The organism is Leuconostoc sp. DB-1, from assembly GCF_013414845.1.
GTDB classification, from domain to species: domain Bacteria; phylum Bacillota; class Bacilli; order Lactobacillales; family Lactobacillaceae; genus Leuconostoc; species Leuconostoc mesenteroides.
Genome location: NZ_JABFNJ010000001.1, coordinates 918,703 through 939,497, shown reverse-complemented (window position 1 = coordinate 939,497; position 20,795 = coordinate 918,703). Strand labels below are relative to the sequence as shown.

Genomic DNA, 20,795 nt, shown 5'->3' with positions numbered 1-20,795 from the left:
ACCGTTGTTTGGATCACTTAAAAGTATCTTCGGATGCTTTTTTTGCTGTCTATTGGAGGGCGCTATACTATGACGACTTTAACAACAAGTGAAATGGGACCACTTGCTGATTGGGTGGTTTAGGGGCGATAATTGCTATTTTTGTGGGTTCCTTTTACCGTTCTCATGATAAAAAAATTCAGATTGAGATAAAGGGATATTTGTATCATTTCAAAAAAGATATCAAACGTCCTGTTCCACAAAACAAAGATCATCGGTCCAAGGAAAATTACGAAAATACATATTTTAAAATCAATGTTAAAAATGTTGGTGATATTGATATGAAAATAGTTGAGGCTGGTATTACTGACAAAGAGTTTACTTATGCTGATACTTGGCAAGATCTGCGAGAAAAGAACTATGCAAAATATAGCTTTGAGCCCAACAAAGAAATTATAGGAAAAACAGCTTTGCCTCTTAATATGCCGTGGGTTGAGGAGGAGTTAGGAGTAATTATCACGGCTCAAGATGCGAAAAAACTTAAGGTCTACGCAATAGACGCGTTAGATAATATTTACTACGGCAAGTTGAAGTTTGTTAATGATATTGATGAAAAAATTAAATCCTGGCTATTTAAATGCTTAAAATGATAATTAAATTTGAATTAAATAAGTTAATTTTAATAATAAACAATTGAATTTTCTATCGATGTTTCATGATATGCTTTATGCATGGGGAAGAATTTAGTTTGAGTGAATATCTCAAATAGAACGAGTGAAACTCATTGCAAAGAATACCGGCTAGAAGACATTCTGGTCGGTATTTGTTTTGTCAATTTTGTCAAGAAAGTTAACATATTTTATATCTTTAAATGATTGATCCGATATACTAAATTTTGTAATGTTATTTAGACATTATCAAATGCCCAACCATTTGTATGTTTTATCCCGAAACTCAGGTTGGGCATTTTATTGTGTATTAAATTCTAATTGATGTATTGTCGAACGTTTAACCAGTTGTTATAAGTGTTATTGCTAGAGAAAATGTAATTAGCGTGCTAACATTTAGGTAAGATGTCCCTAGAAATTATTAAATACACTCCCAAAATGTATTGCTTCTTCCCTTCGGGGGCATCGTACATATGTGAATAGCGAAATTTTCTCATTGTCAATACTATTTAAACAAATAATAATTGGACTGAATTGGGATATCTACGTCAAGCAAAACTCGCAAAAAGTCTTTTCAACTATCAGCTAATGATTTGTGTATAAAATGGCCAGCGTGTAGCATCTGGAAAACCAAGAATTAAAATAAAATTATTTTTGAACAAACTAAATGAGATTGCCCAGCAAATACTGTTGTATTGTGCCATCAATAAAACTAAAATGTGTGTATGGTTTTCGATTTGTTATTTGCCACGAAAACCAGAACTCTAATCTTTAAACCACGTGTCTGCTCATGCCACGTGGTTTTTTTGAACATAAGATAGTCAATTGACCAGGGAAATACGTTGTTTTAGCCTTTGCATAGGCATAGAATAAAATTGTGGTTTTTAATTATCCCGAAAATCACAACTCCCAATGTTAAGAACCACGTCTAACTTCTCTAGTGGTTCTTTTTTACTGTCATTTTTTATTAGAAATGTTACAATGAACTTGTAACATCAAATAAACCTCAAGGAGAACGTATTATATGTCAGTTGAAGAAAAGTTTGATAATGCTAAGGACAAGGTTGCTGGTAAAGCAAAAGAAGTTGAAGGCAAGGTTACCGGTGATAAGCAGCGTGAAGCAGAAGGTAAGGCCCAAGGCTTGTTTGGAAAAGCTAAGGATGCCGTAACGGAAGCCAAAGATGCTGTCAAAGATAGTATTGACAATTTAAAGAACGATAAAAAATAATTAACAAATAAAAAGCGCCTAGCTTGCAGTAGTTAGGCGCTTTTTATTATGTAAAAAAACATTTTAATAATTGCAAAATGATTTAAATGTGATATCATAAAGATATGGTTAAAGAAAAAAACATGAAGTCAGGCAACATACCATTGAGAATTGATCCCAAACTACATGAGTTTTTGGCGGAACAGGCCAGCAAGGAGGGGAGGTCATTAAATAATTACATCACCCAATTACTGATGGCTAACTATCATCCAAGCAACTTTGAAGACCGTCAATTTGTGGGTCAGGTCATTTCAGGTAAAGATATTGATATTAAAAGCGGTTTGGTCAACGTTTCTGGTATCTATTATCGATATTTGATTGATAATAGTGCTGTTGCTAAAAGTGATGAAGATTACGTGATTCTCGAGGCAAACGGGAATATCTTGACATTACGACAAATCATGAAAGATTAGAGGGAGAAGTTATGCTTTTTTTTAAGATTGTTCCGCAGAACAATGCGGGTCTTGTAGAGACGTTGGGAAAATATCGTGCCCGAAGAGAGGCCGGATTACATTTTTATGTACCGTTCTTTCAAACAATTCGTAAGGTAAGTTTGGCTATGCGCCCACTACGTCTGCCTGATTACTCGGTGATTACTGCCGATAACGCTGATATTAAGGCAAGTGTTACTTTAAATTATCATGTAACTAACGCAGTTAAATATATGTACGAAAACACGGATTCAGTTGAATCTATGGCACAACTTGTGCGTGGGCACTTACGTGATATTATTGGTCGCATGGAGTTAAACGAAGCGCTTGGTTCTACTACCAAAATTAATGTCCAATTAGCGGATGCCATTGGTGATTTAACGAATACGTACGGTATCAATGTTGATCGTATCAATATTGATGAATTACGCCCTTCTGCTTCAATTCAAGAAGCAATGGATAAGCAATTAACGGCAGATCGTGAGCGAGTTGCTACAATTGCTAAGGCTGAAGGTGAAGCACGTTCAATTGAATTGACAACAAAAGCTAAAAACGATGCATTGATGGCTACTGCCAAGGCTGAAGCTGATGCTACGAAAACTCGTGCTGAAGCTGAAAAATATCGTATTGACACTGTTCAGGCTGGTTTAGCTGGTGCTGATGATAAGTATTTCCAAAACCAGTCAATCAATGCTTTCTCAACTTTGGCTGAATCATCTAGCAATTTGGTAGTTGTGAATGGTCAGGAATTAGATCAGTTGGGTCAAATACCAGTTGCTGGGAAATTACTAGAAAAAGGACTTAAATGAAACATTTACTGATGAGACAACACTTGTTTTCGTTGGGCGGAAAGTTTGATATAACTGACGACAGTGAGAACACACGCTACACCGTTTCTGGCAGTACATTTAGTATTCCAAAGTATTTTGATATTCTAGATTTGAACAGTATACCTATTGCGCGTTTAACGCATCAAGTGTTTACTTTTTTACCAAAGTTTAAGTTAATTATTAATGAGTTTCCAGAAGAAGTTGAAATCATTAAACGCTTTTCCTTTTTAAAACCAAGATACGAAATTGAAGGACTTGGTCTAAGTGTAGAAGGTAATATCTGGGACATGAATTTTGCCATCCTGCAAGATGGACGTGAAATTGGCTCTGTTGATCAGCGCTGGTTAGCAATGACAAGTACCTATGACATTAAAATTGAGGACGAGTCTTTGGAATCTGTTGTTGTGGCGGTAGTGGTAGCAATTAATTATGTTAAAGCACAATCTCATAATTCTAGTTCTGCAAGTTCCTAGAAGAAAGCGATATTCTTAGAATATCGCTTTTTGAATCGTGTTTAAAACATTCCATGATATAATAAATGGCATGAATGATTTCTATAGAAATAAGAATATATTAGTGATTGTGACAGGTAGCATTTCGGCTTACAAGTCAGCAACATTAGTACGCGAATTTGTTAAAAGCGGTGCTCATGTTCGTGTAGGAATGACGGCTGCGGCCCAAAAATTTATTACTGTACAAACATTAGCTGTTTTATCTAAATATGATGTGTTAACTGATCTTTTTCGTGATGAGAAGGCTGCGGTTACTCATATTGAATGGGCTAAGTGGGCAGACATGATATTTGTTGTGCCGGCCACTGCTAACATTATTGGAAAAATAGCAAATGGTATCGCTGATGATGCTGTGACTGCGACGGTAATGGCATCACCTGCGGCTAAAGTTATCGCCCCAGCGATGAACGATGTTATGTTTAATAATGACGCGGTTGTTCGTAATTTGAATTTATTAAAAAGCGATGGTTGGTTTATTATTGACCCAGCGATTGGTTTCTTAGCCGAAGGGTACGAGTCGCAAGGTCGCCTACCGGAACCTGTGACAATTATAAATCAGGCAGCTATTCGTATACAAGCGCGTGGCGGTGAACTAAAAGGAAAGAAACTTGTTATTACAGCTGGCGGGACACGTGAAGCGCTTGATCCAGTGCGGTATTTAACAAATCGTTCTTCAGGAAAAATGGGCTATGCTTTGGCACAGGCAGCTGCAGAGTTAGGTGCAACGGTGGTACTTATAACCACAACAAAACGTGAAGAATTGTACGGCGTCCGAGAAATAGTTGTTACTTCTACACGTGACATGCATACGGCGGTTGTGCAAGAATTTTCTGATGCGAATGTTTTCATTAGTTCGGCAGCTGTATCTGATTATCGGCCTGCTTCACAAGCTGAAAACAAAATAAAAAAAGTAGGTCACGAGAATTTAACGATTGAATTAATTCAAAATCCTGATATATTATCAGATATTGGTCATATGAAGAAAGCTGGGCAAATTGTTGTGGGATTTGCTGCTGAAACGCAAAATGTTCTCGCGTCTGCACAAAAAAAGCTATCAAAGAAGAATGCAGATTTCTTAATTGCTAATGATGTTAGTAATGTGGATAGTGGTTTTGACTCTGATAATAATAAAGTAACGATTTTATCACGTGATAAAGACCCAGAAAAAATTGAATTGTTACCAAAAATTGACATTGCGCGGGCTATATTAGATAGAGTAGTTAAAACACTCGCATAAACATCTGTTTTATGCTAGAATAAACTGTTAAATAACGTTAAAATGGAGGCAAACATGGCAGAAGAAGTAGAAGAAAATACCTCTGGATTTAACCTTGGAGATGTTTTATTAGCACCAGCTTATGGTAATTTAGAAAAACCTTTTACAGGTCAAGTTGAAAAAATTTATGAAAACTCATTGTTGGTTGAGATTACGGAAAATGCTCCAGCTGACCAACCAGCAGTTAACGAAATGAACCATCGTGCGGTTGTTCGCATGGATGAGGTTGAAGTGATTAAACACGGCCCTGCGCCTGAAAAATCTGTAAAAGACGAAGATAAGTAAAGATGTTTTGGAACTATGATTAAGCGAGCTTGAGTTGATGGAAGTCAAGCCATAGTCAAAACGGCGCGTACTAAGAGTCCAAAGTTAATAAATTTGAGTGGCGAAAGCTATTAGAGTGGTACCGCGGGCTAGGCTCGTCTCTTTGTTGATGAAAACAAGAGGCGAGCTTATTTATTTCTAGATGAATAATGCCTAAAATACGGTATAATAAGAATATCGAATTTTTGATTATAATGTATTTTTACTAAAAATCATAATTAAAAACCAAAAGGAAAAAAAATGGTAGATAATATACAAATTGTTGAGGCACTTAACGCAGTGCTAACTGACCTTACTTTACAAGAAATTTCTGAAAAACTAGAAGCACCAAAATCATCTGACCTTGGAGATGTTGCTTTTCCAACATTTACATTAGCCAAGACATTACATAAAGCACCGCAATTAATTGCAGCAGACATCGTTGCTGCAATTGATCAAGAAGGATTTGAAAAAGTTGTTGCTACTGGGCCTTATGTTAACTTTTTCTTGGACAAAGTAGCTACGTCTAATCAAGTATTGAAGACAGTATTTGACTTGGAAGGTGCCTACGGTGACAATGTGGATGGACAGGGTGCCAAAGTCACGATTGACATGTCCAGCCCAAACATCGCCAAGCCAATGTCGATGGGACACTTACGTTCGACTGTTATCGGTAATGCATTAGCAAACATCACAGCAAAAAATGGTTATGCACCGGTTAAAATAAATCATTTAGGTGACTGGGGTACGCAATTTGGTAAACTAATATATGCTTACAAAGCATGGGGTTCTGAAGAAGAAGTCAAATCAGACCCAATTGCCACTTTGTTAAAGTACTACGTTGAGTTTCACGAAAAAGCTAAGGAAAATGACTCACTAAATGATGAAGGTCGTGCTTGGTTTAAGAAACTTGAAGATGGTGATGAAGAGGCACACCGTTTGTGGCAATGGTTCCGTGCTGAGTCGTTGAAAGAGTTTTCTGAAATATACGACCGCTTAGATATAACGTTTGATTCATTCAACGGCGAAGCATTTTATAATGATAAAATGGACAAGGTAGTTGATCTCTTAGAAGAAAAAAATCTTCTAGTTGAATCACAGGGGGCACAGATTGTTGATTTGAGCCATATCAATCCAAATCTAACACCGGCCATGATTAAGCGTTCAGATGGTGCAACTTTATATATGACTCGTGACTTAGCAGCCGCACTTTATAGAAAAGAAACATATGATTTTGCGAAATCGTTGTATGTTGTTGGTGGTGAGCAGCGAGAACATTTTGTGCAGATGAAGGCCGTCTTATCATTGATGGGCTTTGAGTGGTCTGATGACATTGAACACATTGCCTTTGGTCTAATTACGTTTAATGGCAAAAAAATGTCAACACGTAAGGGTGATGTTGTTTTACTGAAGGATGTATTAGATGATGCTCATGAATTGGCTTTGAAGCAAATTCAAGAGAAAAATCCTGATTTGGGTGATAAAGATACAGTGGCAGAAGAAGTGGGCGCCGGTGCTGTTGTGTTTCATGACTTAATGAATGATCGTACTAACAACTTTGACTTTAATTTAGAAGAAGTTGTCCGTTTTGAAGGAGATACTGGACCATACGTACAGTATACGAATGCCCGAGCAAAATCAATTTTACGCAAGACGTCGGTTCAATTGACGAGTGATGACTTGAATTTGACTGATCCAGCAACATGGGATATTATTACGACACTGAACAACTTTCCCAAGACAGTGCAACGTGCTTGGCAACAACGCGAGGCCAGTATTATTGCTAAATATGCGTTAAATTTGTCAAGAGCGTTTAACAAGTACTATGCCAACTCAAAAATATTAACAGAAGACGTTCAATTAAATGCTCGTTTGGTGTTGGTTAAATCAGTGTCTATTGTTTTGACAGAAAGTTTGAGATTATTAGGTGTCAAGGCACCTGAAGAAATGTAACTGATCTGGACAGATCAAGTGCTATTTAAGCTAACTGTTAAAGTGATGCACAAAACGGTAGTAAATGATATATTTTTAGATAACCGTGCATCATGATACAAAGGAGAAATCAATGATTTCAAAACAAGAACGGCAAAAGCTTATTTTAGATATTATCCAGGATAATATCATTGCCAGCCAAGAAGAATTGCTTGCTCAACTTATCAAGCATGGTGTTGAGACAACACAAACAACCGTATCACGTGATATTCGAGCAATGAATATTATTCGCCAAAAGAGCGACAGCGGACAGTTACGTTACCAGCAACTCAATGATACAACGAAAAATGTTCAAAATTTGGTAACGACTAACGCCGTTGATGAAGCAATCAAAGAATATGCTTCATTCGTGACTCACGTTGAGTTCTTAACGATTATTAAAACGACTGATGGTAGTGGTAACTCAGTTGCTGGCATTATCGATGACGCGAATTTACCTGAAGTTATTACGACACTAGCGGGATTTAACACAATTTACGTTACAAGTAAAAATGAAACAGATGCCGCAAAGCTAGCTGATCATTGGGCGGAATTGATAGGTTGATGAATGAAGTGGTTGAAAGCAATAAGTCAAAAAGTGTGGGATAAGTTAGGACCAATTTGGCATCGTTGGCAATTTGGTCGCTTGCTGATTATTTTATTTTTAACATTATTTTTGGTCACAAGTGCCTACTTAGCAATTTTAGCTAAAACTGCACACGTTAAAAATTTAGAAGCAACGCTCTCTCAAACGGCAACAGTTTACGATGATCAGGGTGAAAAAGCAGGCGAATTATATTCACAAAAAGGCACCTATGTCTCGTATAATAAGATTTCACAGAACATGCGAGATGCAGTTTTATCAATCGAAGACCGTAATTTTTATCATGAGTATGGCTTCTCGGTAAAAGGGATTGCACGTGCAGCTGTTTTATTGGTTAAAAACAAAATAACCGGATCTAATACTATTTCTGGTGGCGGTTCTACGTTAACACAGCAATTGGTTAAAAATGCTTATTTGTCGCAAGAACAGACATTTACCAGAAAAGCCAAAGAAATCTTTTTGTCCATGCAGGTTGAACAAGATTACACTAAAAATGAAATTTTTACGATGTACCTTAATAATGCATGGTTTGGTCATGGTGTCTGGGGCGTAGAAGATGCATCACAGAAATATTTTGGTGTTCATGCTAGTGAATTAACGACAACACAAGCGGCTACACTAGCGGGTATGTTAACTAGTCCCGCCAAATTTAATCCTATTGATTATCCAGAAGCTTCCAAGGCTCGACGTAATTTAGTTTTGACAACCATGGTTGAGAATAAAAAGATCACTTCAGCGCAGGCTAGTGCAGCCAAATCGACGACGGATACGCTAAATGATACTTATGATGATTCTGGTGATTATAATTATCCTTGGTATTTCGATTCAGTGATTAACGAAGCCATTAATACCTACGGTTTAACAGAAAACGATGTTATGAATCGTGGGTATAAAATATACACAACGTTAAACCAAAAGGATCAAACGAATTTACAAAATGATTTCGATAATTCAGCACTATTTAACTATGTTGATGACGCACAAGCAGCATCTATTGTTTTGAATGCTAAAACTGGTGGGGTATTGGCTGTAGTTGGTGGTCGTGAAACATCTCATACTTTCCGTGGCTTTAATCGTGCTAATCAATCACAATTACAACCTGGTTCAGCAATCAAACCAATGGTCGTTTATGCACCAGCTCTACAACGAGGTTATAGTATTAGTACAAAATTGCCTAACCAATCGATGAGTTTTGGGACGAACAATTATACACCAAACAATGCCATGAACGTTGAAACGGCTGATGTTCCGATGTATTCAGCTTTGGAACATTCGTATAATATTCCGGCAGTTTATTTACTTAATAAAATGGGTGTAGAGGTTGGTTATAAGAGTGGTACTAAGTTTGGCTTACCATTAACCAAAAAGGATAAGAACCTATCACTAGCACTAGGCGGATTGACCAAAGGTGTATCCCCACAACAAATGGCACAAGCATACACAGCTTTTGCCAATGGTGGTGTGATGAGTCAGGCACATTATATTACTAAAATAGTTGATGCGAGTGGCAAAGTAATTGTTAGCTCACCAAAGGCAAAACAAACACAGGTCATCAGTAGTAAGGTTGCAAATAATATGACACGTATGATGCTAGGTACCTATACGGATGGTACAGGTGTTGGATCTGCACCATCGGGTTACACTATTGCTGGTAAAACTGGTACTACTGAAAATCCTAATAGTACCAATAATGCTAGTTCGTCAAAGGATTCATGGGCAATGGCGTATACGAAAGACATTGTTCAAGCAACTTGGATGGGACTGGAAGGGAACAATACTGGTTCTTTGCCGTTAGGATTAACGTCTACAATGGGACCACTGGTTAAAACGTCTTTGGAACAAATTTTGCCAAATACGGATCAAACCGCCTTTACAGTAACAAATCCTAACACTACATCAAGTAGTACAAGTCAAAGTAGTGACTTATGGGGAACGATTCAAGATGATTTCAATAGTGGCGTTGACAAAGCTGTTGAAGGAGCGGGTCAATTGTGGAATAATGTCAAAGGATTATTTGGTAATTAATCGTTTAGATTGATTAGTGTTTCACATTAGTTATGGGTTGTGATATGATTTTAGTGACATAGAATAACGTTAAAAAAAGGAAAATAACATGACAGTAAATATTTACGATAACGCCAATGAAATGGCAAATATTTTGACAGAAACACAACAATATATTGCATGGCAAAATGCATTTAACGCAATACAAAATGACACTGATTCTAAGGCGTTGTTTGGTGAATTCCAAGAAATTCAAATGGCAGTACAACAAATGATGCAAAGTCAGCAACAACCAAAACCTGAACAAGAAAAGGAATGGGATGCTGTTGCTGCAAAAGTACAAAAAGACGAAAAAATTAACGCGCTGATGGAAGCAGAACAGGCTTTGAACACTTTGCTAACGGAATTAAATGACATCGTTACAAAACCCGTTGCCGAAGCATATTCTAAGTTGCAGAAGTAAATTAAGCTCACTATCACCGACAGTTATGCTGTTGGTGATTTTATGTAAAGGAAGTTATTTATGTTTATGAAATTTTTGAAGGAGTGGGTTTTTCCAATTGCCATTGCAATTCTTATTGTTGTGCTTATTCGCTCATTTTTATTCACACGCGTAAAAGTTAGTGGACCATCAATGGAACCAAATTTGCAAGATAACGAGAATGTGTTTCTAAACAAAGTGGCAAGTTATAAGCGTGGAGATGTTATTGTATTTAACGCTAAAGATGAAGATCCTAGGTACCAGTCTGGGGACGATAAGTACGTGAAGCGTATTATTGCGATCCCAGGTGATACAGTTGAATACAAAGCGTCTAATCTGTACGTCAATGGCAAGAAAGTTAATCAAAGCTTCATTAGTTTGAATGAACGTACACAGGGAACGGAAATGTCTTTTGGTAGCACATGGTCTCTTAAGACACTTTCCTCCGGTACGCTATGGCAGAAAAAGGATCGCAATAATTCTACAGTTCCAAAAGGTAAGTATTTTGTCATGGGCGATCATCGGTCAGTTTCAAATGATGGTCGGTATTTTGGATTTGTAGATAAAAAGCACGTTGTTGGTAAAGTCATTGTTCCATTTTGGAATAGTAACAAAACAGCTAAAGCAAATGTCAATCAAGGGAATAAAAATTTCTTTAGTAAGTAAGTTGCATTAACTTTTAAAAAATGCTATGATTACTATCAATAAAATAAAACCTTTAATCAGGTCCAGAGAGACCTGCAAGGCTTTAGATACTTTTGGTGAAGTGTACACTTTTACCCTCATTTTCTAGAACCAAGCGGTCGCTCAGATCGCTTGGTTTTTTGTATAAAGAAGGGTAATATGCGAAATTATTTGAATATAAATGCAATCAATAAAAATGACGTGCTACACTTAATACAACGTGCGTTGGCGTTAAAATCAGGTGAGCAACCTAAAACAAAATCGATAACGGCTGTAAATTTATTTTTTGAAAATTCAACGAGAACGCATAGTAGTTTCCAAATGGCAGAGAATCAACTTAATTGGAAACAGATACAAATCGACCCTCAAACTAGTTCAATGACAAAAGGAGAGAGTTTGGTTGATACATTAAAAACCCTTAAAGCGATTGGTGTGGATGTTGCAGTAATTCGTCACTCTCAAAATTCATGGTATGAAAACGTCTTACGGAGTGAAGGGCATGCAATTCCACAACTTGTAAATGCGGGGGATGGCAGCGGCCAACACCCTTCACAAAGTTTGTTAGATTTAGTGACAATTTACCAAGAGTTTGGACATTTTGAAGGTTTGAAGGTTCGAATTATTGGCGACCTAGCACATTCACGAGTAGCGCGTTCAAATGCAGAGATACTCAACAAGCTTGGCGCAACAGTGACATTCAGTGGACCAAAAGACTGGCAACCAGTTGATTTTGATTCATTTGGCGAACATGTGGACCTTGATGTTGGCTGGTCGGAGCAAGATGTTGTGATGTTTCTTAGAGTACAGCATGAACGAATTACACATACTGAAAATCAAAATTTTTCGGCAAAAAAGTATCATGAAGTGTATGGTTTGACTGAATCACGTTATGAAAATTTGAAAGAAAATAGTATTATTATGCACCCGGCCCCAGTTAATCGAGACGTTGAAATTGCCGATGATTTAGTTGAAGCACCAAAATCACGCATATTTGACCAGATGACCAATGGCGTTTATGCACGAATGGCCATTTTAGAATACGTTACGGAGTAAGTAAATGCAACTAATAAAAAATGCTAAAATTTTATGGAACAATCGACTAGTTCTTCGAGATATTTTAATTGACCAAGGAATTATTCAAAAGATTAGTAATCATCTTGAAAGTAAAGCAGCTACCGTTTTTGATGCCAAAGGGGTCTTCCTTTCAACGGGATTAGTAGATGTGCACGTACATTTTCGTGAACCTGGTTTTGAGTATAAGGAAACGATTAATAGCGGATCTAAGGCGGCTGCACGCGGTGGGTTTACGACTGTGATTGCTATGCCTAACTTAAATCCAGTTCCTGATAACGAAGAGAAGATAACGAATCAAATCGAACGAAATAAACAAAATGGTGTGATTCATATTGAACAGTACGGGGCAATCTCAAATAATTTGACGTCAACTCAAGTAACCAATATTAAAGGAATGTCAGCAGCTGGGGCCAAAGCATTCACAAATGATGGTAAAGGGGTACAGACAGCAAATACTATGCTCGAAGCAATGGTCGCCGCTGCATCGGTTAACAAACCTTTAGCCGCGCATTTGGAAGACGATACGCTGGTTCATGATGGTGTCATGAACGAGGGGAAAGCATCAACAAAATTAGAATTACCAGGAATTACAGGATTGGCGGAAAGTTCACAACTTGCTCGAGATTTGGTACTAGCTAAAGCTGCTGGCGTTCATTACCATGTTGCGCATATTTCAACTAAGGAATCGGTTGAATTGGTGCGAATTGCTAAACATGAAGGTGTTCATGTTACTGCAGAGGTTTCTCCGCATCACTTATTATTATCAGAAGAAGATATCAATTCTGATAATGCAATGTTTAAAATGAATCCACCACTACGAACTCAGAGAGATCGTGAAGCAGTCATTGCTGGATTGTTGGATGGAACCATCGATATGGTTGCTACTGATCATGCGCCACATGGAAAAGAAGAGAAACAGAAGTCTTTCCGAGAGGCACCATTTGGCATTACCGGAATCGAAACGAGTTTCCAACTGCTTTATACTTATTTGGTTAAAAATGGTGTGATGACTCTAGAAACTTTGCTTGAGCGAATGGTCACTGCTCCAGTCAGTGCATTCCACTTGCAAGCGCCCACTAGTATCGAAGAAGGTGCGCGAGCAGACCTCGCTCTGTTTGATCTAGATAATAACTATGAAATCGATACTGAAAGCTTTGAATCGATGGGAAAAAACTCACCATTTATTGGATGGAAAGTGTATGGAAAAACACTGGCCACATGGGTTGACGGTGAAATTGTATATAAGGATAACGTAAAATGAAAAAACGCTACTTATTATTAGAAAATGGATCAGTATATGAAGGGGAAGCTTTTGGTGCTGATGTTGATATCATGGCCGAGTTAGTTTTTAATACTGGTATGTCCGGATATCAAGAATCAATTACAGATTTATCATACCGAGGTGAAATTATTGTATTTACTTACCCACTAATCGGTAATTACGGGGTTAATCGTGATGACTTTGAAAGTTTGCGACCAGCTGCATCTGCGATTGTGGTGCACGAAATCGCTCGACGACCAAGCAATTGGCGCAAAACAATGAGTTTGCCTGAATGGGCAGAAAAAACTGGAATGCCCGGTATAACGGGCATTGATACGCGCGCTTTAACAAAAGAGTTACGTAATCAGGGTTCCATGAAAGCAGCGCTTGTTGATGAAATAACGGACGAAGTCGTTGCGAGACTAAAAGCGTTTGAAACATCGAAAACAATGGTTGCAGATGCAACAACAAAGACACAGTATCAAAACCCAACTGATGGTGTATCAATCGCGCTCATTGATTTTGGACTGAAAAATTCAATTCTTCGCTCGCTTGCGAAGCGCGGTGTTAACGTGATGGTATTTCCTGCTAATGTGGACGCAGAAACAGTATTGGCAGCGAACCCTGACGGTATCTTATTGTCGAATGGACCTGGTGATCCCAAAGATGTAAAATATGCCATTCCAACAATTCAGAAGCTACAAAAGCACTTACCGCTAATGGGCATTTGCTTGGGACATCAGCTGTTCGCAATCGCCAATGGCGCAGAAACTTACAAAATGAAATTCGGTCATCGTGGTTTTAATCATGCCGTGCGCACGATTTCCAAAGCGAGATTAGATTTTACGTCACAAAATCACGGCTACGCAGTAGAACGAGCAAGCTTAGAGAAAACAGATCTAGTTGTGACACACGAGGAAATTAATGATCAGACTGTTGAAGGTGTTCGTCTAAAAGGCTACAATGCTTTCTCTGTTCAATTCCACCCAGATGCAGCACCTGGTCCACACGATGCTGAATATTTATTTGATGAATTTTTGGATATGATAGCTGATTCAAAGAAGGAGACTACAAATGCCTAAACGTCAAGACATTAGTAAAATATTAGTGATTGGTTCTGGACCAATTGTTATTGGTCAAGCAGCCGAATTTGATTATTCTGGCACACAAGCCGCGCTCTCTTTAAAGGAAGAAGGGTATCATGTTATTTTAGTAAATTCTAATCCGGCAACGATTATGACTGACGCTGAAATTGCTGACAAGGTATACATTGAGCCTTTGTCAATTGACTTTATTGAACGTATTTTACGTAAAGAGCGTCCAGATGCTATTTTGCCGACGCTAGGTGGTCAAACTGGATTAAATATGGCTAAAGACCTTTCCGAAGCGGGAATTTTGGATGAACTCAATATCGAGTTACTTGGAACTAAGCTATCAGCAATCGAAGAGGCCGAAGATCGTGAAGAATTTAAAGCCTTGATGGAACGTTTGAATGAGCCCATTCCAGAGTCCATCATTGCAACTACTTTAGAAGAATCACTTAATTTTGCTGACACACATGGTTATCCAGTAATTGTTCGTCCAGCCTACACGTTAGGCGGTACCGGCGGAGGTATTGCTCAAACCCATGAAGAGCTTTCGGAAATTACGGCCAATGGATTAGAACTTTCTCCTGTAACACAAGTGTTGATTGAACGTTCGATTGCAGGTTACAAAGAGATTGAATTTGAAGTGATGCGTGACGCCAATGACAACGCATTGGTTGTTGCTTCAATGGAAAACTTTGATCCAGTTGGTATTCATACTGGAGACTCGATTGTGACTGCACCAGTTCAAACATTATCTGATCGCGAAGTTCAAATGATGCGTGATGCAGCGTTAAAAATTATTCGTGCATTAAAAATCGAGGGTGGTGTCAATATTCAAATGGCACTTGATCCTGATTCATACAAATATTATATTATTGAAGTCAATCCACGTGTCAGTCGTTCTTCAGCGTTAGCTTCAAAGGCGACTGGATATCCGATTGCCAAAATGGCTGCAAAAATTGCCGTTGGCTTAACACTTGATGAGATCATCAATCCAGTAACTGGCACGACAAAGGCAGAGTTTGAACCAGCATTAGATTATGTTGTGTTTAAAATTCCACGCTGGCCATTTGACAAATTTTCAACAGCAGATCGTCGCCTAGGCACACAAATGAAGGCAACTGGTGAAGTGATGGCTATCGGTCGCAATATGGAAGAAGCCATGTTAAAGGCTGTTCGCTCACTAGAGATTGGGGCTATTGGTTTAGATGATATAACCTATAAGGATCTTTCAGATAATGAACTGCTAGCAGCATTAATGCCTGCTCGAGATGATCGTTTGTTTATGATTGCTGATTTATTGCGCCGAGGTGTTTCAATTGAAACTATTCATGATAAAACACTAATCAATGAATTCTTCTTGGATAAAGTATTGCATGTTATCGAAATTGAGCAAGACCTTGCCAGCCATGTTGGAGATATTGATCAGTTGCAATATGCTAAAAAGAATGGGTTTGCTGACGAAACAATTGCTAAAATCTGGGGCAAGACAGCTGCTGATATTAGAACACTACGCAAAGATAAAAAAATTAAGCCAGTTTATAAAATGGTTGATACTGTTGCGGCAGAATTTGAATCGGCAACACCGTATTATTATGCAACCTATGAACAGGAAAATGAATCGATTATTAGTACAAAAAAATCGGTACTTGTACTAGGTTCTGGACCGATTCGCATCGGGCAGGGTGTTGAATTTGATTATGCAACTGTTCATGCTGTTAAGGCTATTCAACGGGCTGGATATGAAGCGATTATTATGAATTCTAATCCAGAAACCGTTTCAACGGATTTCTCTATCTCAGATAAATTGTATTTTGAACCACTTACCTTGGAAGATGTTCTCAATGTGATTGATTTAGAGAATCCAGTCGGTGTGGTGGTTCAATTCGGCGGACAAACTGCAATTAATTTAGCTCAACCTTTGTTAGACAATGGCGTAAACATTTTAGGAACCTCTGTAGAGGATCTAAATCGTGCCGAAGATCGTGAAGCATTTGATCAGGTCATAAAAGAACTTGCTTTACCACAACCTGTTGGTAAAACAGCAACCACAGTAGACGGTGCATTAGCAGCTGCACAATCCATTGGATATCCTGTATTGATTCGTCCTTCATACGTTTTGGGTGGTCGAGCAATGGAAATTGTTTCTTCTGACGATGAACTCCAGGACTACATGCAGCGTGCGGTCAAGGTTTCAAATGATCATCCGGTATTGATTGATTCGTACTTAGTGGGACAAGAAGCAGAAGTAGATGTTTTGTCAGATGGTGAAACAGCTGTAATCCCCGGTATTATGGAACATATTGAACGGGCGGGGGTCCATTCAGGGGATTCTATGTCAGTTTACCCACCACAATACTTGTCACAAAAGGTTCAAGATGAAATGGTGCAAGCCTCTATTAATTTGGCTAAAGCTATGAACACAATAGGGTTGATGAACGTGCAGTTTGTTATCCATGAAAATACGGCATATGTTATCGAAGTAAATCCACGTGCATCACGTACAGTACCGTTCATATCGAAAGTCACGCATCTTCCGCTCGCTCAATTAGCAACAAGAGTTATGTTAGGTGAAAAATTGTCAGAAATGGGATTTGAGACGGGACTTGTTCCTAACGATGATATGGTGCACGTTAAAGCACCAATATTCTCGTTCACAAAGTTGCCCGATGTTGATTCTTTGCTCGGCCCAGAAATGAAGTCTACTGGTGAAGTCATGGGGTCAGATATTAACCTGTCCAAGGCGTTGTATAAGGCCTTTATTGCTTCTAACATTAAAGTACCACGTTACGGCAATGTCTTATTCACAGTTGCTGATGATGACAAAGAAGAGGCGCTCGAATTAGCAAAGAGATTCAATGATTTGGGATTTGCTTTGTTTGCAACTGCCGGTACGGGTGCTTACTTGTCAGACAATGACTTGCCTGTGGAAGTACTCGATAAAATTTCGGAATCAGATAATAATGCGGTTGCAGCACTGCGTCAACAAAAAGTGCAGGTTGTTATTAACACAACTCAAGCAGATGACCGTGCTGAAAGCGATGGCCGCTTGATTAGAAATGCTGCGATTGAAAATGCCGTGCCTTTGTTTACTGCCTTAGACACAGTTAGTGCCTTCTTAGAAGTATTAGAGTCGCGCAGTTTTACAGTGAAAGAAATGCACTAAACTTTTTCAAATAAGCTTCGGCTTATGTACATAGGAGGATCATAATGACAGAACAGCCAGTTTTTATTGCTTTGGACTTTCCTGATGCAACTACTACTTACAAATTTTTGAAGCCTTTTTCAGATTTAGTAGAAAAGCCAGCATTGAAAGTTGGTATGGAACTTTTTTATCGTACGGGACCAGAGTTCATCACAGAACTACGTGCATTGGGCTATACGATTTTCTTAGATTTAAAACTTTACGATATTCCAAACACTGTTGGTCGTGCAGTCGCTAATATATCAAAACTAGATGTACAATATTTAACTCTGCATGCAGCTGGAGGGAAAAAAATGCTAGAAGCAGCTGTTGCCAATAAAAGTGAAGCGTTAAAATTACTTGCAGTGACGCAGCTAACTTCTTTTTCTGAAGCTGAGATACAAGAGATACAATTAACCACAGCAACTATTGAAGAAAGTGTTGCACATTTGGCTGAGCTTGCTTACTCGGTGGGCATAGACGGGACAATTAGTTCACCCTTAGAGGCTGGTTTAATTAAGTCACACACGAATGATCGATTTTTACGTATCACACCTGGTATTCGTTTAGCTGGTGATGAAGCTGGAGATCAAGTGCGTGTGACTACGCCAGGGGAAGCCAAGAAGTTGAATTCAACTGGATTAGTTGTTGGTCGATCAATTACACAATCGACCAACCCAGTGGCTGCATATCAATGTGTTGTCAATGAATGGAGAAAATAAATGACAGACTATAAACAACAAGTAGCTAATGATTTACTTGAAATTGGTGCCGTAAAATTTTCGCCAGAAGAACCTTTCACGTGGGCCTCGGGTATTAAGAGTCCAATATATACAGATAATCGGATGACCATTGGTTTCCCTTCGGTACGTCAAAATATATACAAAGGGCTGTCTGAACTAATAAAAAAGAATATAGTGACGTTGAGATTATTGGTGGAGTGGCTACTGCAGGTATTCCACATTCAGCTTGGGTAGCTGAAGAATTAAATAAACCAATGGTCTATGTACGTTCAAAACCCAAAGATCACGGGGCAGGTCGTCAAACGGAAGGTGCATTGGTAAAAAATCGTAAAGTCGTTCTGATTGATGATTTGATATCAACAGGTGGGTCTGTGTTGGCCGCAGTAAATGCGGTGCGTAAGGAGGGAGCAAGTGTCCTTGGTGTTGTTTCCATATTTTCTTATGAATTACCAGCTGGTAAAAAAAATTTTGCTGAAGCAGGACTAACATTTAACTCACTGACAACATATTCACAACTAATTGAAACAGCCGTTAAGCGTGGGGATCTCGATAAATCACAAGTTGAAACCTTACAAAACTGGAAGGAAAATCCAAATGCTTGGCAAGCATAATAAAAAGGCTCATCAGAGATGAGCCTTTTTATTTGGTTTTTAATAAATAGCGTCGCGATACAGTCCGATTACTTTTCCTAAAATAGAGACTTTTTGCAAAATAATTGGCGCCATGCTGTTATTTTCAGGTTGTAAGCGATAATGATCGGCTTCACGGAAAAAACGCTTAACTGTCGCTTCATTGTTATCATTCATTGCGACAACAACATCACCATTATCAGCATTCTCTTGCTTACGTACGATAACTTTGTCTCCATCTAGAATGCCAATGTTAACCATTGAATCACCATGAACATTAAGCATGAATAGGTCACCATCAAATTGCATTAAATTATCTGGGATAGGGAAAAATTCAGTTGCTTCTTCTTCTACTGCCAAAATTGGTGTACCCGCTGTAACCATTCCAAGTACCGGAATTTTTCCGGGTGTGGTTGAAATCCCAAGCATCTCTAAACCAATATCGGTTACTTCAATCGCACGAGCTCTTGGTTTAGAAGCATCTTTTAAAAGATAACCTTTTTTTACCAGACGTTCGATGTGACCGTGAATAGTTGAAGAAGATGATAATCCAACAGCTTCACCAATTTCTCGGACGGTTGGTGGGTAACCATTTTCTGATTGTGCTTCATGAATAAATCGAAGCACTTGAATTTGTTTGCTTTCTTGTGTAATTGCCATGATGGGTTTCCTACTTGTTAAATTTACTATCATCAGTATAACGGAAAAACACGAACAAATCAAACGTTTGTTCGTTATTTTTTTAAAAATTCAACCTAATATTAAATAAATAATAAAAAATTCGTGTTATTTATTTTTATAACGAACAAAATGGTTCATATTGAAAACGTTAACTCTGCAAGTTATTATAGCACGCCTTTGCTGGCTGTGCTATAATAATTATCAGACATTTTAGTAAGGAGAATATGCATGATTAGCACATGGCTAGCAATTTTGATTGCAGTGTTAACTTTAATTATTGGTTTGGTCGGTGGCTTTTTCTTGGCACGTAACTCAATGAAGAGTTATCTTGCAAAAAACCCACCTATTTCAGAAGAAATGATGAAATCAATGATGATGTCAATGGGACAAAAACCATCTCAAAAGAAATTGAACCAAATGATGGCTCAGATGAAGCAACAAAGTGCCAATTCGCAAAAAAAATAAGCCAATCGGCTTATTTTTTTTCTGAACGTTTTGGATCTACATATTTCCAAGTTGGGTCAATCTCAGCATCTAATTCTTGGAAAGCTGCTTGCATCTGCTCAGTATATTTAGCAATATTTTCCTTGTTCAATCGGTCTTTACGATCAATAATAATTGGCTCACCAAAATTAACTGTGGTATTATTACGTTTGAAAAGTTGACTGAACTTTACAGGGCCTTGATATACAGCTGGTACGATTGCCTTTCCAGCCATTCGTGCAATTAGAATGGAACCTGATTTTAAATCATCACTGTGTCTAGAACCAGAAGGAAACATTATTAAAGAGCGCTTGCCATCTTTTAATTCGCGTACAGGTATTTTGATGACGCTTGGGCCAACATTTTCACGATCAACTGGGAATGCGCCGGCTGATTTGATTAACCATGCAAGTGGCTTGAATTTAAATAATTCAATTTTTGCCATGAAAATAAAGTGTTTTGGGTAGGCTGCCACAGCATACCATACTGGATCCCACCAAGTGCGGTGTGGACCAACTAGCACATAGTTATCGTTTTGGGGTATTCTGTCGCGATTCATGTATTTAATGCGGCCAGTAACTGCCCATATTAAAGCAACAGCAATGCCGCGTAAAAAATCATAGAATTTCATATTTATTTACC

At 38.3% G+C, this 20,795-nt stretch carries 20 protein-coding genes and 1 pseudogene; 19 read left to right on the top strand and 2 right to left on the bottom strand.

The annotated features are described in order from the left end of the window. Nucleotides 1–110 precede the first annotated feature (110 nt). From HFP47_RS04460 to pyrE, 18 genes and pseudogenes are all read left to right on the top strand, one after another. A complete protein-coding gene (locus tag HFP47_RS04460; protein WP_010291464.1) occupies nt 111–629 on the top strand; it encodes a hypothetical protein in 519 nt (172 codons plus the stop codon). 1,042 nt (nt 630–1,671) lie between these two features. After that, entirely contained in the window at nt 1,672–1,875 is a 204-nt protein-coding gene (locus HFP47_RS04455; protein WP_011679945.1) for a CsbD family protein, read from the top strand. Nucleotides 1,876–1,979: 104 nt separating this feature from the next. Next, nucleotides 1,980–2,327, top strand: coding sequence for a toxin-antitoxin system HicB family antitoxin (locus HFP47_RS04450; RefSeq protein WP_011679944.1), 348 nt, complete (start codon nt 1,980–1,982; stop codon nt 2,325–2,327). Nucleotides 2,328–2,338: 11 nt separating this feature from the next. Further along, a complete protein-coding gene (locus HFP47_RS04445) occupies nt 2,339–3,154 on the top strand; it encodes an SPFH domain-containing protein (RefSeq protein WP_011679943.1) in 816 nt (271 codons plus the stop codon). Then, nucleotides 3,151–3,648 (top strand): LURP-one-related/scramblase family protein, encoded by a 498-nt coding sequence (locus tag HFP47_RS04440; RefSeq protein ID WP_179876109.1) that lies wholly within the window; start codon nt 3,151–3,153, stop codon nt 3,646–3,648. The genes HFP47_RS04445 and HFP47_RS04440 overlap by 4 nt, the downstream gene beginning before the upstream one ends. 70 nt (nt 3,649–3,718) lie before the next feature. Beyond that, complete coding sequence (gene coaBC / locus HFP47_RS04435; RefSeq protein WP_179876108.1) at nt 3,719–4,924, top strand: bifunctional phosphopantothenoylcysteine decarboxylase/phosphopantothenate--cysteine ligase CoaBC; 1,206 nt, start codon at nt 3,719–3,721, stop codon at nt 4,922–4,924. A 54-nt stretch (nt 4,925–4,978) separates the two neighbouring features. Beyond that, on the top strand, nt 4,979–5,248 hold the full coding sequence (locus tag HFP47_RS04430) for a hypothetical protein (protein ID WP_010292892.1): 270 nt from the start codon (nt 4,979–4,981) through the stop codon (nt 5,246–5,248). A gap of 279 nt (nt 5,249–5,527) precedes the next feature. Next, complete coding sequence (argS, locus tag HFP47_RS04425) at nt 5,528–7,219, top strand: arginine--tRNA ligase (protein ID WP_011679940.1); 1,692 nt, start codon at nt 5,528–5,530, stop codon at nt 7,217–7,219. A 112-nt stretch (nt 7,220–7,331) separates the two neighbouring features. Beyond that, nucleotides 7,332–7,802 carry an arginine repressor gene (locus tag HFP47_RS04420; RefSeq protein WP_011679939.1) on the top strand — a complete coding sequence of 157 codons (471 nt, stop codon included), beginning with the start codon at nt 7,332–7,334 and terminating at the stop codon, nt 7,800–7,802. 3 nt (nt 7,803–7,805) lie between these two features. After that, the gene (locus HFP47_RS04415; protein WP_011679938.1) at nt 7,806–9,866 is read left to right on the top strand and encodes a PBP1A family penicillin-binding protein; all 2,061 of its coding nucleotides are present in this window, start codon (nt 7,806–7,808) and stop codon (nt 9,864–9,866) included. Between the two features lie 88 nt (nt 9,867–9,954). Next, complete coding sequence (locus HFP47_RS04410) at nt 9,955–10,308, top strand: YlbF family regulator (RefSeq protein ID WP_010290990.1); 354 nt, start codon at nt 9,955–9,957, stop codon at nt 10,306–10,308. Between the two features lie 60 nt (nt 10,309–10,368). After that, entirely contained in the window at nt 10,369–10,992 is a 624-nt protein-coding gene (gene lepB / locus HFP47_RS04405; protein WP_011679937.1) for a signal peptidase I, read from the top strand. A 177-nt stretch (nt 10,993–11,169) separates the two neighbouring features. After that, nucleotides 11,170–12,063: an aspartate carbamoyltransferase catalytic subunit gene (locus tag HFP47_RS04400; protein WP_011679936.1), complete on the top strand. Its 894-nt coding sequence runs from the start codon at nt 11,170–11,172 to the stop codon at nt 12,061–12,063. Nucleotides 12,064–12,067: 4 nt separating this feature from the next. Continuing rightward, a complete protein-coding gene (locus HFP47_RS04395; protein WP_179876107.1) occupies nt 12,068–13,345 on the top strand; it encodes a dihydroorotase in 1,278 nt (425 codons plus the stop codon). Beyond that, nucleotides 13,342–14,427: a glutamine-hydrolyzing carbamoyl-phosphate synthase small subunit gene (carA, locus tag HFP47_RS04390; RefSeq protein WP_011679934.1), complete on the top strand. Its 1,086-nt coding sequence runs from the start codon at nt 13,342–13,344 to the stop codon at nt 14,425–14,427. The genes HFP47_RS04395 and carA overlap by 4 nt, the downstream gene beginning before the upstream one ends. Beyond that, nucleotides 14,420–17,599, top strand: coding sequence for a carbamoyl-phosphate synthase large subunit (carB, locus tag HFP47_RS04385; RefSeq protein WP_042251587.1), 3,180 nt, complete (start codon nt 14,420–14,422; stop codon nt 17,597–17,599). The genes carA and carB overlap by 8 nt, the downstream gene beginning before the upstream one ends. Nucleotides 17,600–17,643: 44 nt before the next feature. Further along, on the top strand, nt 17,644–18,339 hold the full coding sequence (gene pyrF / locus HFP47_RS04380) for an orotidine-5'-phosphate decarboxylase (protein WP_042251590.1): 696 nt from the start codon (nt 17,644–17,646) through the stop codon (nt 18,337–18,339). Next, a pseudogene (gene pyrE, locus HFP47_RS04375) lies at nt 18,340–18,971 on the top strand (orotate phosphoribosyltransferase). Nucleotides 18,972–19,010: 39 nt separating this feature from the next. On the opposite strand, the gene lexA reads toward pyrE, so the two are convergent. After that, a complete protein-coding gene (lexA, locus tag HFP47_RS04370) occupies nt 19,011–19,649 on the bottom strand; it encodes a transcriptional repressor LexA (protein ID WP_011679930.1) in 639 nt (212 codons plus the stop codon). A 249-nt stretch (nt 19,650–19,898) separates the two neighbouring features. Between lexA and HFP47_RS04365 the strand changes: the two genes are divergently transcribed. Next, a complete protein-coding gene (locus HFP47_RS04365) occupies nt 19,899–20,135 on the top strand; it encodes a YneF family protein (protein ID WP_002814697.1) in 237 nt (78 codons plus the stop codon). A gap of 10 nt (nt 20,136–20,145) precedes the next feature. Here the strand turns inward: HFP47_RS04365 and HFP47_RS04360 are convergent, their stop codons facing one another. Next, nucleotides 20,146–20,784, bottom strand: a complete 639-nt coding sequence (locus tag HFP47_RS04360) for a 1-acyl-sn-glycerol-3-phosphate acyltransferase (protein ID WP_011679929.1) — start codon at nt 20,782–20,784, stop codon at nt 20,146–20,148. Between the last annotated feature and the right edge of the window lie 11 nt (nt 20,785–20,795).

What these genes read in the sequence shown, in the direction of transcription:
- HFP47_RS04455 (WP_011679945.1), top strand. Translation starts at nt 1,672, where the DNA reads ATGTCAGTTGAAGAAAAGTTTGATAATGCTAAGGACAAGGTTGCTGGT.
- HFP47_RS04450 (WP_011679944.1), top strand. Translation starts at nt 1,980, where the DNA reads ATGGTTAAAGAAAAAAACATGAAGTCAGGCAACATACCATTGAGAATT.
- HFP47_RS04445 (WP_011679943.1), top strand. Translation starts at nt 2,339, where the DNA reads ATGCTTTTTTTTAAGATTGTTCCGCAGAACAATGCGGGTCTTGTAGAG.
- HFP47_RS04440 (WP_179876109.1), top strand. Translation starts at nt 3,151, where the DNA reads ATGAAACATTTACTGATGAGACAACACTTGTTTTCGTTGGGCGGAAAG.
- coaBC (WP_179876108.1), top strand. Translation starts at nt 3,719, where the DNA reads ATGAATGATTTCTATAGAAATAAGAATATATTAGTGATTGTGACAGGT.
- HFP47_RS04430 (WP_010292892.1), top strand. Translation starts at nt 4,979, where the DNA reads ATGGCAGAAGAAGTAGAAGAAAATACCTCTGGATTTAACCTTGGAGAT.
- argS (WP_011679940.1), top strand. Translation starts at nt 5,528, where the DNA reads ATGGTAGATAATATACAAATTGTTGAGGCACTTAACGCAGTGCTAACT.
- HFP47_RS04420 (WP_011679939.1), top strand. Translation starts at nt 7,332, where the DNA reads ATGATTTCAAAACAAGAACGGCAAAAGCTTATTTTAGATATTATCCAG.
- HFP47_RS04415 (WP_011679938.1), top strand. Translation starts at nt 7,806, where the DNA reads ATGAAGTGGTTGAAAGCAATAAGTCAAAAAGTGTGGGATAAGTTAGGA.
- HFP47_RS04410 (WP_010290990.1), top strand. Translation starts at nt 9,955, where the DNA reads ATGACAGTAAATATTTACGATAACGCCAATGAAATGGCAAATATTTTG.
- lepB (WP_011679937.1), top strand. Translation starts at nt 10,369, where the DNA reads ATGTTTATGAAATTTTTGAAGGAGTGGGTTTTTCCAATTGCCATTGCA.
- HFP47_RS04400 (WP_011679936.1), top strand. Translation starts at nt 11,170, where the DNA reads ATGCGAAATTATTTGAATATAAATGCAATCAATAAAAATGACGTGCTA.
- HFP47_RS04395 (WP_179876107.1), top strand. Translation starts at nt 12,068, where the DNA reads ATGCAACTAATAAAAAATGCTAAAATTTTATGGAACAATCGACTAGTT.
- carA (WP_011679934.1), top strand. Translation starts at nt 13,342, where the DNA reads ATGAAAAAACGCTACTTATTATTAGAAAATGGATCAGTATATGAAGGG.
- carB (WP_042251587.1), top strand. Translation starts at nt 14,420, where the DNA reads ATGCCTAAACGTCAAGACATTAGTAAAATATTAGTGATTGGTTCTGGA.
- pyrF (WP_042251590.1), top strand. Translation starts at nt 17,644, where the DNA reads ATGACAGAACAGCCAGTTTTTATTGCTTTGGACTTTCCTGATGCAACT.
- lexA (WP_011679930.1), bottom strand. Translation starts at nt 19,649, where the DNA reads ATGGCAATTACACAAGAAAGCAAACAAATTCAAGTGCTTCGATTTATT.
- HFP47_RS04365 (WP_002814697.1), top strand. Translation starts at nt 19,899, where the DNA reads ATGATTAGCACATGGCTAGCAATTTTGATTGCAGTGTTAACTTTAATT.
- HFP47_RS04360 (WP_011679929.1), bottom strand. Translation starts at nt 20,784, where the DNA reads ATGAAATTCTATGATTTTTTACGCGGCATTGCTGTTGCTTTAATATGG.